General features: G+C 65.4%; 11 protein-coding genes. 7 read left to right on the forward strand and 4 right to left on the reverse strand.

Going from position 1 to position 12,174, the window contains the following annotated elements; all coding sequences use genetic code 11:
• From P1IM2_RS00990 to P1IM2_RS01000, 3 genes are all read left to right on the forward strand, one after another.
• A complete protein-coding gene (locus tag P1IM2_RS00990; protein ID WP_003042831.1) occupies positions 1-492 on the forward strand; it encodes a hypothetical protein in 492 nt (163 codons plus the stop codon).
• Between the two features lie 81 nt (positions 493-573).
• On the forward strand, positions 574-2,109 hold the full coding sequence (locus P1IM2_RS00995) for a M20/M25/M40 family metallo-hydrolase (RefSeq protein ID WP_186401152.1): 1,536 nt from the start codon (positions 574-576) through the stop codon (positions 2,107-2,109).
• The gene (locus tag P1IM2_RS01000; protein ID WP_186401153.1) at positions 2,106-2,564 is read left to right on the forward strand and encodes a VOC family protein; all 459 of its coding nucleotides are present in this window, start codon (positions 2,106-2,108) and stop codon (positions 2,562-2,564) included. Before P1IM2_RS00995 ends, P1IM2_RS01000 begins: the two co-directional genes overlap by 4 nt.
• Here P1IM2_RS01000 and P1IM2_RS01005 read toward each other — a convergent pair.
• Positions 2,561-3,718 carry a YdiY family protein gene (locus tag P1IM2_RS01005; protein WP_186401154.1) on the reverse strand — a complete coding sequence of 386 codons (1,158 nt, stop codon included), beginning with the start codon at positions 3,716-3,718 and terminating at the stop codon, positions 2,561-2,563. The genes P1IM2_RS01000 and P1IM2_RS01005 overlap by 4 nt on opposite strands.
• A gap of 131 nt (positions 3,719-3,849) precedes the next feature.
• Here P1IM2_RS01005 and P1IM2_RS01010 point away from each other — a divergent pair, with 131 nt between their 5' ends.
• From P1IM2_RS01010 to P1IM2_RS01025, 4 genes are all read left to right on the forward strand, one after another.
• Positions 3,850-4,131, forward strand: coding sequence for a hypothetical protein (locus P1IM2_RS01010; protein ID WP_003042843.1), 282 nt, complete (start codon positions 3,850-3,852; stop codon positions 4,129-4,131).
• Between the two features lie 90 nt (positions 4,132-4,221).
• On the forward strand, positions 4,222-4,806 hold the full coding sequence (locus P1IM2_RS01015) for a DUF1285 domain-containing protein (protein WP_062901020.1): 585 nt from the start codon (positions 4,222-4,224) through the stop codon (positions 4,804-4,806).
• Complete coding sequence (locus P1IM2_RS01020) at positions 4,806-5,396, forward strand: CoA pyrophosphatase (RefSeq protein ID WP_186401155.1); 591 nt, start codon at positions 4,806-4,808, stop codon at positions 5,394-5,396. The genes P1IM2_RS01015 and P1IM2_RS01020 overlap by 1 nt, the downstream gene beginning before the upstream one ends.
• Position 5,397: 1 nt before the next feature.
• Entirely contained in the window at positions 5,398-6,603 is a 1,206-nt protein-coding gene (locus tag P1IM2_RS01025; protein ID WP_260833885.1) for a CCA tRNA nucleotidyltransferase, read from the forward strand.
• On the opposite strand, the gene P1IM2_RS01030 is transcribed toward P1IM2_RS01025, so the two are convergent.
• The 3 genes from P1IM2_RS01030 to P1IM2_RS01040 all read right to left on the reverse strand — a co-directional run bounded on the left by P1IM2_RS01030 (position 6,576) and on the right by P1IM2_RS01040 (position 12,118).
• Positions 6,576-8,216, reverse strand: coding sequence for a putative bifunctional diguanylate cyclase/phosphodiesterase (locus P1IM2_RS01030; protein ID WP_062901023.1), 1,641 nt, complete (start codon positions 8,214-8,216; stop codon positions 6,576-6,578). The two genes, P1IM2_RS01025 and P1IM2_RS01030, sit on opposite strands and share 28 nt — an antisense overlap.
• 124 nt (positions 8,217-8,340) lie before the next feature.
• Positions 8,341-10,635, reverse strand: coding sequence for a DNA topoisomerase IV subunit A (gene parC / locus P1IM2_RS01035; RefSeq protein WP_186401157.1), 2,295 nt, complete (start codon positions 10,633-10,635; stop codon positions 8,341-8,343).
• A gap of 70 nt (positions 10,636-10,705) precedes the next feature.
• On the reverse strand, positions 10,706-12,118 hold the full coding sequence (locus tag P1IM2_RS01040) for a M20/M25/M40 family metallo-hydrolase (protein ID WP_186401158.1): 1,413 nt from the start codon (positions 12,116-12,118) through the stop codon (positions 10,706-10,708).
• Between the last annotated feature and the right edge of the window lie 56 nt (positions 12,119-12,174).

Genomic DNA, 12,174 nt, shown 5'->3' on the forward strand with positions numbered 1-12,174 from the left:
ATGGCCTTCCTCCCCCTCGGATTTGCCTTCGAACTGAAGACGCCTCTTGGCATCGCCGAGAGCAAAAGCCGAATTCGGGAATGCAAGCAGCCTTGGTATGACCCACACGATGGCCCGCGTGGCTTTGTCCTTGGCCGTTTCATTTGTTTGTGGAACAGCATGGTTGATCGCCAAGGCCCCATGCTCGTCGGTTGGATTCATGACGATGGGACGGGTTGCCGCATCGCTGGCCGGTCGGGTTCCGACATCAATGGCATGTTCTATCTGTGTCTGGTGGGAGCGCTGTTTCCGGTGATCGCGGTGGGATTGTACCGTGAAGACAAAATGGGCCTCTCCGGCGCCATCATCCTCGCCCTAAGTGCCGCCGCACTGATTTTACTGCTGTGGAGCGCAAGCAGGGAACGACGCGCTGGATTGGTGTTAGCAGATTTTCTTGAACTAACGCTCGGCAGCAATGCGCGGCATGAGTTCCGCCGTTCCCCAAGCCCGTAACGGTAAGCCACCGACACAGCCTTGCGTTTCACGGCCGATGCGGCACATTGCTTCCCATACGGGGCAGCTAGGGGATGCAGAATGGATTTCGGTAACGTCGACAAGCTGAACCGCCGCGCATTGCTGCGCGGCACCGCGATGCTGGGCGCAGGTGCGATGATGATGCGGCCGCTGCCGACGCTGGCTGCAAGCGGCCCGATGGCGGCGATCCGCAAGGCGGCCGAGGCGGGCAAGGAGGCGTCGGTCAAGCGGCTGCGCGACTGGATCGCCCTGCCCTCGATCGCGGCGGAAAATCGCAACATGGCCGAAGGCGCGGCCTATATGGCCGAACTTGCGAGGGACGCGGGCTTTTCGAATGTCGAGATCGTTCCGACCGACGGCCAGCCCGGGGTGTTCGGCACCATCGATGTCGGGGCGCCGCGCACACTCGGCATCTATTTCATGTACGATGTGAAGCAGTTTGACCCCGCCGAATGGTCGTCGCCGCCGCTCGAAGGCAAGATGGTCGACAAGCCGGGCTTTGGCCTGTCGATCGTCGGGCGCGGCGCGGTGAACCAGAAGGGCCCCGAGGCGACCTTCCTCGCTGCGCTTCACGCGATCCGCGCTGCCAAGGCGAAATTGCCCGTCAACATCGTCCTGATCTGCGAGGGCGAGGAGGAGATCGGCTCGCCGCATTTCCGCCAGGTCGCGACCAAACCGAACGTGCTCGCCGCGCTCAAGAAATGCGACGGCATTTTCATCCCCTTCGCCTCGCAGGACAAGACCGGCGCGGTCGATGTCAATCTGGGATCGAAGGGCATCATCGAACTTGAACTGATCGCCAGCGGTGAAAAATGGGGCCGGGGCCCCAAGGGCGACGTTCATTCCAGCCTGAAGGCGATGCTCGATTCGCCGGCGTGGCGGTTGGTGCAGGCGCTCCAGACGCTCGTCACGCCCGACGGTAACACGCCGGCGATCGAGGGCTGGTTCGAAAATGTCCGTCCGCTTACCGAGCGCGAAAAGATGCTGATCCGCGAAGCCGCAAAGGGCGCTGACGAGGCGGCCGAAAAGCAGGCGCTCGGCGTCAATGTCTGGATCGACAACCTCAAATATGACGATGCGCTGATCCGGCTCGCGCAGGAACCGACGGTCAATATCGAAGGGTTGGTCGCGGGCTACACCGGTCCCGGCGGCAAGACGATCCTGCCCGGCCGCGCGGTGGCGAAGCTCGACCTGCGCCTCGTCCCTAACCAGACGCGCGCCGAGGCCGAAAAGAAGCTGCGCGCCCACCTCGACAAGCATGGCTTCACCGATGTCGAGATGAACGTGTCGGGCGGTTACGATCCGACCGAAGTCGCCGAGGACAGCCGCCTCGTCCGTACCGAGCTTGCCACCTACAAGGCGCTGGGCGTCAAGGCGAACATCAACGCGCGTCTGGCGGGAAGCTGGCCGGGCGCGACCTTCACCGCGCCGCCCGTGTCGATCCCCGCCGCCCATTTCGGCATTGGCCACGGGTCGGGCGCGCACGCGCCGAACGAATATTATCTGATCGATTCGACCAATCCCAAGGTCGCGGGCATGGTCGATGCGACGATGGGCTTCGCCGAATTTCTCTATACTCTCGCCGCGATCAAATGACCGGCGATCTCAACGGGGTCGCCCATGTCATCCTGACCGCCGGCGATTTCGCGCGTTCGACGGCTTTCTGGCGCGACCTCATCGGCTATCTCGAGCTCAAGGTCGTGCTCGACAGCGACGCGATGCTTTACGGCGTCGGCGGCCGCACCGCGATCGGCATCCGGACCGGCAGCCCGGAAAATGCCGGAAAACGCTTCGATCAGGGCGCGCCGGGGCTGCATCATGCCTGTTTCCGGATGCGCGATCGGGACGCGGTCGACCGCCTCTATGCCTTTTTGAAGGACCGCAGCGACATCGTCTTCGTCCACGGCCCGCAGGAGGAGCCGTGGGCGCCGGGCTATTATTCGATCCTCTTTGAAGACCCCGACGGCATCCGCATCGAATTCAACCATGTCCCCGGCATCGGCTTGCTCGAAGCCGGCCGCGAGATCGGCGGCGCCGAAATCTTCGATTAAAAGCCGTAAACGAGCGTGAAGCGGGTCAGCGTATCGACGGTCTTGACCCCCGCCGGCGGATGGGTGTCGATGTCAGCCGAATAGGAAACCCGCGCCGAAAGCGCGCCCGAAAGCTTGGCATTGAGCGCGGTCAGCGAACTGGTCGTGGTCGTGCGATCGCCGACGATCGTCGAGGCGACCTGCGTCAGCCGCAGATTCGGCGACATCTGCCATCCAAAATCGAGCCCCGCGAGCCCGGTCAACTCACTTTCGTGGCCACCGGTCACCAATTCGGTCTGCCGCCATGCCGGGCCGGCCTTCAGATTGAGCGTCATCTTCTTGCCGTCGATCAGCTTGTAGCCAAGCCCCCCCGACGCGCTCCAACGCGCATCAAACCCCTGCATCCGGTCGCGCTCCCACCGGCCCAGGCCAAAGCCAAAGGCACGGTCGCTCATGCGGATTTGCGGTTCATATTCGGCAAGATATTTCTCGATCGTCGTCTTGCCATTGGTGCGCTGATAGTCGGCCTGAACGCGGAAGCGCTGATCCCAGTCCAGCCCCTTGCGCGCCAGCGCGATGCCGGCGCTGAGCCCGGTCGATTTCGAATTGCCCGAGCTGTGCGAGGCACCGATCTGCCCCTCGCCCTTCCAATGCTGCCAGAATTTCGCGCTCGCCAGCCGCGCCCGCGCCGCATCGGCCGCCGCCTGCTTCTCGGCCGCGCGCTTGGCGCGATAGTCGACCAGCAGCGCATCGATGTCGGCGACCTGCGCGGGGCTGGTCTTCTTGGCAAGCGCGCCCACCGCTTCTACATCGTCGTCCTTCTTGCTCGCCATGGCGGCGGCCAGCATCTGGAGGACCGGATCACGCTCGGGCTCCCGCTTGGTTCGCGCACGCCAGGCCGAGAGGATCGCGTCGATTTCATCGAGCGATCGCGGATTGGTCGCCTTGGCGAGCGCCACCACGGTTTCCACATCCTTGCGCTCGCCGCTGTCGATCGCGGCGCCAATCATCGCGCGCACCGGATCGGGCAAGGGCAAGGGCCGCACCTCCATCGCCGCCGTGACCGCCGGCACCGTTGCGGCGGGCAGCGCCGGACCGGTAACGGCGGCATGCGCCGGCGGCGCGCCGACAGCGGTCAGGAGAATGGCAACCGGCAGCGGCGCGAACTGTCTCATCGAACGGGATCCTTCTTGTGGGGATGCCCCGGGTGATTGTCCCCGGGACCGGTTTTCCGATCGGGCGTAGAGCCGTGCCGCCGCTCTTAACCGCAAAGCCGCTGGCATTTCCACCCATTAGGCCCCATTTGATGCGCATGTGGATCGCGATCATCGCCATTTTCTGCGCCGGGGTGGGCAATTTCGCAATGCACCGCGCCTTCATGGAAAGCGACGATCCGCTGGTGCAGCAGATGGTCCGGCCGCTCGCCGACAAGGTGGGTCCGCACATCACCTACGTGTTCGAATTCCTGCTCCTCGTCGGCGCCATGGCGATCGCGACGCGCAACTGGTTCACCGCGATGCTGCTTTATGGCCTCTACACCATCTTCAACGCGATGGCGTTCAGCTGGGTGATGAATCGTCCGCGGTAAGCGGCTGAGGAATGCCATTATCTTGGCAGCGCAGCACCCCGCACGCGACTGCTCCCTTTACTTGCCCATCCACCTTCCTATGTCGGTTTGATGGTCAGCCCCGCGCCCTCGCTTCCCAAATCCTTTGCGCAGCTTTCGCCGGCCGAGGCCGCCGAATTGCTCGCGGCGCGCAAACTGCCGCCGGTCGAAAGCTGGCATCCGACGCGTACGGGCGACAGCGCGATGGAAATCCGCGCCGATGGCAGCTGGTATCATGAAGGCGGCCGGATCAACCGCCCGGCGATGGTGAAGCTTTTTTCGACCATCCTGCGCCGCGAACCCGATGGCGGCCATGTCCTCGTCACCCCGGCCGAAAAACTGGCGATTGCCGTCGAGGATACCGCCTTCCGCGCCGTCGAGATGAAAAGCGAGGGCGACGGCGCGGCGCGCACGCTGCTGTTCCGTCTCGACACCGACGATCTGGTCATGGCGGGCGCCGATCATCCGCTGTCCTTCGGACACGACCCCGACCGGCCCGACCCGCGGCTCCATGTGCGCGGCGCGATCGGCAACGGGCTGGAGGCGCGCATCGACCGCGCGCTCTATTACGAGATTGTCGAGATGGCGCTGGCCGAAGGCGGCGATCCGCCCGCCATCTGGTCGAACGGCGCCTGCTTTCCGCTGGTGGGACGCTGATGCTCTCGGCAAAGCTGCGCGATGCGCTCGACAATCTGCTTCCCGATCATGGCGAAGATGAGGGCTATCTGCTCCATCGCGGCGATTCGCTGCGCGACGCAGCAGTGCTGATCGCCTTCACCGACCGGCCCGACCCCGGCGTCATCCTGACCCAGCGGCCGCAATGGCTGCGCAGCCATGCGGGACAGGTCGCCTTTCCGGGCGGCAAGATCGATCCCGGCGATACTGATGCGGTCGATGCGGCGCTGCGCGAAGCCGAAGAGGAAATCGGCCTGCACCGCCGCGATGTCGCGGTCGCCGGGACGACCGACGCCTATCGTTCGGGCAGCGGCTATCACATCACCCCGGTCCTCGGCGTCATCCCGCCCGACCTGCCGCTCGATCCCAATCCCGACGAGGTCGAGGACTGGTTCGAAGTGCCGCTCGACATCCTGTTCGATCCCGCCAATTACGAACGCCAGCAGGCGCATTGGCAAGGGCAGGTGCGCCGCTATTATGACATGCATTGGCAGGGACGGCGGATCTGGGGCGTGACGGCGGATATCATCATCAATCTGGCGCGGCGGCTGCCGCCCGGCTGGCATCGCTGAGATGGGGGTAACGATGCTGCCCGATGCCGCGTGGCGCGGCCGCGCCGGGTTGCGCCGGATCGTCGCCGCGCTCGGCGCCGATGCGGTGAAGATCGTCGGCGGGGCGGTGCGCGATACGCTGCTTGGCCTGCCCGTGACCGACATCGACCTTGCGACCCCGCTGTTGCCGCAAGAGGTGACGCGGCGGCTCGAGGCGGTCGATATCAAGGTCATTCCGACCGGCATCGCGCACGGCACGGTGACCGCGATCGCGAGCGGCGATCATCACGAGATCACGACGCTGCGCCGCGATGTCGAAACCGACGGCCGCCGCGCCACGATCGCTTTCGCCGACGACTGGCGCGAGGATGCGGCGCGGCGCGACTTCACGATCAACGCGCTCTACGCCGATCCGCTGACCGGCGCGGTCGATGACTGGTTCGGCGGGCTTGCCGATCTGCAGGCCGGCTGCGTCCGCTTCATCGGCGATGCAGCAACCCGGATCGCCGAGGATCATCTGCGCATCCTGCGCTTCTATCGCTTTGCGGCGCGTTTCGGGGACGGCGACCTCGAACCCGTCAGCCACGCCGCGGTGACCGCCGCGCGCCAGTCGCTCAAGAGTCTGTCGCGCGAGCGCATCGCCGACGAGTTGACCAAGATATTGTCGCTTCCCGATCCGCGCGCAATCGTCGGCCAGATGGCAGCCGACGGCATCTTCACGGTGATCCTGCTCGAACTCGATCCGGGGTTTGCGACCGCGCTCGACCGCTTGCTCGCCAATGAAAGCGCGGCGGCGGCTGCACCCGCGTCGCTGCGGCGGCTCGCCGCGCTGTTGCCCGCCGACGCCGGCATCGCCGATCAGGTCGCGAGCCGGCTGCGCCTGTCGACGCGGCAACGCAAGCATCTGTCGGCGATCAGCGCGTATCGCCACGACGCGCGGCCGGTTCGTCAGCTTGCCCATGCCATCGGGATCGAGGCGGCGCGCGACGCGCGGCTGCTCGGTGGGAATGAGGGTGATGCAGCGGCTGCGGTCGCGGCGCTCGACGGCTGGACCGTGCCGCAGCTTCCGGTGCGCGGCGGCGACATCGTTGCACGCGGCATCGCGGCGGGGCCGGAGGTTGCGCGCATCCTGCAAGGCGTCGAGGCGCAATGGGTGGCGGAGGATTATCCGGACGCCGCGCGCGTCGCGGAGCTGGTCGATCAGATGATCGGGCGGAGCAGCGACTGACGCCAATAGGCGATCGCCGCGCGGGCATCCATCGGCCGCGCGAACAAAAAGCCCTGACCGAAATCGCAGCCGAGCGCCGAAAGCAGGCGCGCCTGGTCGGCGGTTTCCACCCCCTCGGCCGTGGTACGCATGCCGAGCACTTCGGCAAGGCTCTGGATCGTGCGGACGATGGCCGCCTTGTCGCGGTCCTCGACCATATGGTCTACGAAGCTGCGATCGATCTTGAGGACGTCAAGCGGCAGGCGCTGGAGATAGGCGAGGTTCGAATAGCCGGTGCCGAAATCGTCCATCGCGACCCGGGCCTCGACCGCCTTGAGTTCGCTCAGCACCGACAGCGCCAGGTCGGGATCGCCGATGATCGCGCTTTCGGTGAGTTCGATCATCAGCCGGTCGCCGCCAATGCCGTGCCGCGCCAGCGCTTCGCGGACCACCGCCGCGACATCATCACGAACGAGCTGGATCGCCGAGACATTGACCGAGATATAGCAATTGACCGGGGCATCATTCTCGCGGTCCCACGCGGCGAGCGTTTCGGCAGCCTTGGCGATTGCCCATTGGCCGAGCGGGACGATCAGCCCCGAATCCTCTGCCACCGGGATGAATTCGGAGGGCGACACCGCGCGGCCGGCGCTGTTGTTCCAGCGCGCCAGCGCCTCGAAGCCCGCCACCTTGCCGGTCGACAGTTCGACGAGCGGCTGGAAGTCGAGGTGCAGCCGGTCTTCCTCGATCGCGTTGCGCAATTCGGTTTCGAGCCCGAAGCGATTGTCGGCGAGCAGCGCCGCCTCGGGTTCGTAGATTTCGATTCGGTCGGTCTGCTTCGCCCGCTTGAGCGCGATCTGCGCGTGGCGGATCTGATCGGCGACATCGGTGTCGGGCGCGGATTGAATGGCGCACCCCAGCGCGCAATCGACGCTGACCTTCAGCTCGCCGATGCGGAAGGGGTGGTCGAAGCAGCCGCGGATGCGGCGCGCCATTTCGCGGACGTCGGCCTTGCCGCCAGCGATACGCGTCGAGATGGCGAATTCGTCGCCGCCGGTTCGCGCCAATATGTCGCCGCTGCGCAGGCTCGATTTCAGGCGCCGCGCCACGGTGATGATCAGCTCGTCGCCGGCGAGCGGACCAATATGTTCGTTGATGCGGCTGAACCGCGCGAGATCGAGCAACAGAATGGCGTGATCGCCCGCTTCCTGCTCGGCACTGCGCTGTTCGACCAGCTCCTCGAATCCGGCGCGGTTGGGGAGGCCCGTCAGGCTGTCGGAAACAAGTTCGCGGCGCAGATTGCGCTCGGTCATCATTTCCTGCGTCCGGTCGATCAGGGTCAGCAGGAACAGCGAATCGTCGCCGCTCTCGTCCGACAGCGGACCGATCGATCCGCGCAGGTCGCGCGCCGCCGGGCCTTCGCCCAGGCGGCAGGAAAATTCGTGGACGCCGCCAATATGCTGCGCGGCCTTTTCGATCGCGCGGCGCAGTTCGATCGGCGCCTCGACACCCGCCGGGGACAGGTCGAGCCGGTCGAAGGCGGCGTTGCTGGCGTGCAGGCGAAAATTGCCGCGTGCCAGCGGCCGCACAAGCGCGGCGGGGACCGGTAAGGCGTCGATCCAGCCGACAAACAAGGATGGCCGGTCTTCACCGGTTCTATCTATTGGCATAATAAAGGGTTTGATGCGACCTTTCCCCATTGGTCGATGCCTAAGTGACCGGAGGTAAAGAAGCTATTTACGGCAACGTAAATTGCGATCAGTCGAAGCGATTGTTACGCGGGAAACCGGTTGGCGGCATCCGCCCCGACGCACTGCGCGCGACGCGCCACGGCCCGAGGTCGGTTTCGGTGCGCACGCGCCCCGTCTCGCCGCCCATCGTCCAGCTCAGCCCCTCGGCAAAGACGAAGCTCGTCGCGTCGGACAGGCCGCCATCGCGATATTTCTGCAGCATCACGCCCTGACCGCGCGCCATCACCGGCACTTCGGCAATCGGGAAGACAACAAGTTTGCGGTTCTCGCCGATCACCGCGACGCTGTCATGGTTTGCCGCGATCGTGCGGACGACCGACAAGTGCGCCCTGGGCTTCAGATTGACGACATTGCGGCCCTTGCGCGTCTCGGCGATCACATCGGCCACCTGCGCTACGAAGCCGTGCCCGCTCGTCGAAGCGAGCAGCAGCCGGCCGTCGGCGCTCGCGGGGATCAGCGCTACGATACGGGCGTCGGGGTCGATGTCGACCATCAGGCGCAGCGGCTCGCCGAAGCCGCGGCCGCCGGGCAGCTTGTCGGCGCCTACGGTATAGAAGCGCCCGTCGCTCGCGGCGACGAGCAGCTTGTCGGTCGTCTGGGCATGCGCCGCAAAGGCGAGTTCGTCGCCTTCCTTGAACTTGAACTCACCCCATTGGTCCGCCGCGACATGGCCGCGCTGAGCGCGAATCCACCCGCGCTTCGACAGGATCACCGTCACCGGTTCCTTCTCGATCATCGCGTCGAGCGGAATGTCGCGCACCGGCGCGGCTTCGGCGATCGCGGTGCGCCGCGCGCCGAGCGGCGTGTCGAGGCCATAGACGGCCTTCAGCTTTTCCAGATCCTTGCGCAGCCGCGTCTTCTGGCGGTCCTTGCTGGCGACGAGCTTCGCCAGCTCTTCGCGCTCGGCGATCAGGTCGGCCTGCTCGCGCTTCAGCTCCATTTCCTCAAGCTTGCGCAAGCTGCGCAGGCGCATGTTGAGGATCGCCTCGGCCTGGCGGTCGGTCAGCTCGAATTCGGCCATCATCACCGCCTTCGGCTCGTCCTCGGTGCGGATGATCTCGATCACCCGGTCGAGGTTCAGGAAGGCGATGAGGTAGCCGCCGACCAGTTCCAGCCGATCGTCGATCTTGCCGATGCGATGCTCCGCGCGGCGAACGAGGACGATGATCTGATGCTGCAACCATTCGGTGAGCAATTGGTGCAGCCCCATCACCTTGGGCGTGCGCGTCGCATCGAGGACGTTGAGGTTTAGCGCGAAGCGGCTTTCGAGCTCGGTCAGCCGGTAGAGGCTTTCCTTCAGGATGTCGGGATCGACGTTGCGGCTCTTGGGCACCAGCACGATGCGGATATCCTCGGCGCTTTCGTCGCGGACATCTTCGAGGATCGGCAGCTTCTTGTCGGCGATAAGCTGCGCGATCGTTTCGATCAGCTTGCCCTTGGAAACGCCATAGGGAATCTCGCTGATGACGAGCTGCCATGTGCCGCCCGCCTGCTTCTCGATCCCCGTCTCCTCCCACGCGCCGTCCTGCTTGCCGGTCGAAAAGCGCGCGCGGACGCGAAAACTGCCGCGTCCGGTTTCAAAGGCGTGGGCAATCGTCTCTGCGCTGTCGACGATGACGCCGCCGGTCGGGAAATCGGGGCCGCGCACGTGCGTCAGCAACTCGGCAAGCTCGGCCCTGGGATTATCGAGCAGGACGAGCGCGGCGTCGATCACCTCGGCGGCGTTGTGCGGCGGAATGTTGGTCGCCATGCCCACTGCAATGCCGCTCGCGCCATTGGCAAGCAGGTTGGGGAACAAGCCGGGCATGATCTCCGGCTCTTCGTCTTCGCCGTTATAGGTCGGACGGAAATCGACCGTGCCTTCGTCGAGCCCCTGCATCAGGTCGATCGCGACGCGCGTCAGCCGCGCCTCGGTATAACGATAGGCGGCGGCGTTATCGCCGTCGATGTTGCCGAAATTGCCCTGCCCGTCGACCAGCGGATAGCGCAGCGAAAAATCCTGCGCGAGGCGGACCATCGCATCATAGACCGCAGTGTCGCCGTGCGGGTGAAATTTACCGATGACGTCGCCGACGACGCGCGCCGACTTCTTGTAGCCCTGCGACGGGTCGAGCCGCATCGCGCGCATCGCCCACAAGAGGCGGCGATGCACGGGTTTCAGCCCGTCGCGCAGGTCGGGCAGCGACCGCGCCGTGATCGTCGACAGCGCATATACCAGATAGCGCTCCGACAGCGCGCTGCCGAAGGGGGTGTCGATGTTGCCGGGTTCAGGAGGCGTAAGGTCGTCGGTGGTGCTGGCCATTGTCGCGGCGCGATAGCAATCCTAGCGCATCAACGCAAAGGGCTTGGGAGGATCGCGTAGGGACAGGGCCCTAAGGCTTGTCGGCATAGGCCTTGACCAGATCGTACATGAAGTCGCGGCCGACATAGACCGCCTTCACTTCGACCCTTTCGTTGAGGCCATGGACGCCGTTGCCATCGGGGTCGCCCCAGATGCCGGGAATGCCATAGGTCGGGATGCCCACCGCGCCGAGGAAGGTCGCATCGGTATAGCCGTTCGCCATCGACGGGATGACCTTCAGCCCCGGCCAATAACGCGCGACGAGCTTTTCCATCGGACCGATCACCTTGGGGTCGAGGGGCGGTGCTGGCGGCGCGGGGCGCTTGGGCGGAAGCTGCGTCACGGTGACGCCGGGGTCGCCGATCACCTTTTCCAGCTCGGCCTTGATCTCCTCGATCGGATGACCGGGGAAGATGCGGCAGTTGATATTGGCGCCCGCCCGCTGCGGCAGCGCATTGGGGGCGTGACCGCCGTCGAGCAGGGTCGCGACGCAGGTCGTGCGGATATTGCCGTGGAGGAACCGATCCTTGTTGACGATTGCCTCTGCCGCCTTGTCGGCGGGATCGGCGGCGAGCGCGGCCATCGCCTTGCCCGTTGCGTCGCCGCGCGCGGCGCCCGCTTCGCTGAAGAAGCGCCGCGTCGTGTCGGTCATTTCGACCGGAAATTCATATTCGTCGATCCGCGTCAGCGCCCGCGCGAGCTGATAGATCGCATTGTCGCGCACCGGCACCGAGCTGTGGCCGCCCGCGTTGCGGGTTTCGAGGCGGAAGTTGGCGAAGGTCTTTTCGCCAACCTGCACCGACTGGCCGATCACATGGCCCTTGCCGTCGCTGTCGCCGCCGCCGCCTTCATTGAGCGCGAATTCGGCATCGATAAGATCGCGCTTGTTCGCCGCCAGCCATTCGGCGCCGTTGAAGGCGCCATTGGTTTCCTCGCCGCAGGTCAGTGCCAGCTTGACGGTGCGCTTCGGCTTGTACCCTTCCGTGCGGAAGCGGATCAGCATGTCGGTCCAGATCGCCGCCTGCGCCTTGTCGTCGAGCGTTCCGCGGCCATAGAAATAGCCGTTTTCCTCGACCATCTTGAACGGGTCGCGTTCCCAGTCCGCACGTTTCGCCTCGACGACGTCGATATGCGCGATGAGCAGGATCGGCTTGGCGGTCTTCGACGTGCCGGGATAGACGGCGACAAGGCCGCCCTCCTTCGGATGATCGGGGTCCGCGAACAGCGTCAGTTGATCGTCGCCAAAGCCCGCTGTCTTGAGGCGCGCGGCCATGCGTTCGGCGGCGAGCGTGCAGCTCCCCGCCGACAGCGTGGTGTCGGTTTCGACCAGTTCCTTGTAAAGATCGCGAAAGGCGAGCTGGTCCGCGCGCGGCGCCGTCTGCTGCGCGGTGGCGGGCGCGGCGACGAGCAGCGCCGACGACAGCAAGGCGGACAAGATTTTCATTGGTTGGCCTCCCCTGAACAGGCCGCGAAAGGAGCAGAAAGCGCCGCGCGCTGCAA

This window comes from Sphingopyxis sp. P1IMeth2 (assembly GCF_900185685.1).
Lineage (GTDB): Bacteria > Pseudomonadota > Alphaproteobacteria > Sphingomonadales > Sphingomonadaceae > Sphingopyxis > Sphingopyxis terrae_A.

What these genes read in the sequence shown, in the direction of transcription:
- P1IM2_RS00990 (WP_003042831.1), top strand. Translation starts at nt 1, where the DNA reads ATGGCCTTCCTCCCCCTCGGATTTGCCTTCGAACTGAAGACGCCTCTT.
- P1IM2_RS00995 (WP_186401152.1), top strand. Translation starts at nt 574, where the DNA reads ATGGATTTCGGTAACGTCGACAAGCTGAACCGCCGCGCATTGCTGCGC.
- P1IM2_RS01000 (WP_186401153.1), top strand. Translation starts at nt 2,106, where the DNA reads ATGACCGGCGATCTCAACGGGGTCGCCCATGTCATCCTGACCGCCGGC.
- P1IM2_RS01005 (WP_186401154.1), bottom strand. Translation starts at nt 3,718, where the DNA reads ATGAGACAGTTCGCGCCGCTGCCGGTTGCCATTCTCCTGACCGCTGTC.
- P1IM2_RS01010 (WP_003042843.1), top strand. Translation starts at nt 3,850, where the DNA reads ATGCGCATGTGGATCGCGATCATCGCCATTTTCTGCGCCGGGGTGGGC.
- P1IM2_RS01015 (WP_062901020.1), top strand. Translation starts at nt 4,222, where the DNA reads ATGGTCAGCCCCGCGCCCTCGCTTCCCAAATCCTTTGCGCAGCTTTCG.
- P1IM2_RS01020 (WP_186401155.1), top strand. Translation starts at nt 4,806, where the DNA reads ATGCTCTCGGCAAAGCTGCGCGATGCGCTCGACAATCTGCTTCCCGAT.
- P1IM2_RS01025 (WP_260833885.1), top strand. Translation starts at nt 5,398, where the DNA reads ATGGGGGTAACGATGCTGCCCGATGCCGCGTGGCGCGGCCGCGCCGGG.
- parC (WP_186401157.1), bottom strand. Translation starts at nt 10,635, where the DNA reads ATGGCCAGCACCACCGACGACCTTACGCCTCCTGAACCCGGCAACATC.
- P1IM2_RS01040 (WP_186401158.1), bottom strand. Translation starts at nt 12,118, where the DNA reads ATGAAAATCTTGTCCGCCTTGCTGTCGTCGGCGCTGCTCGTCGCCGCG.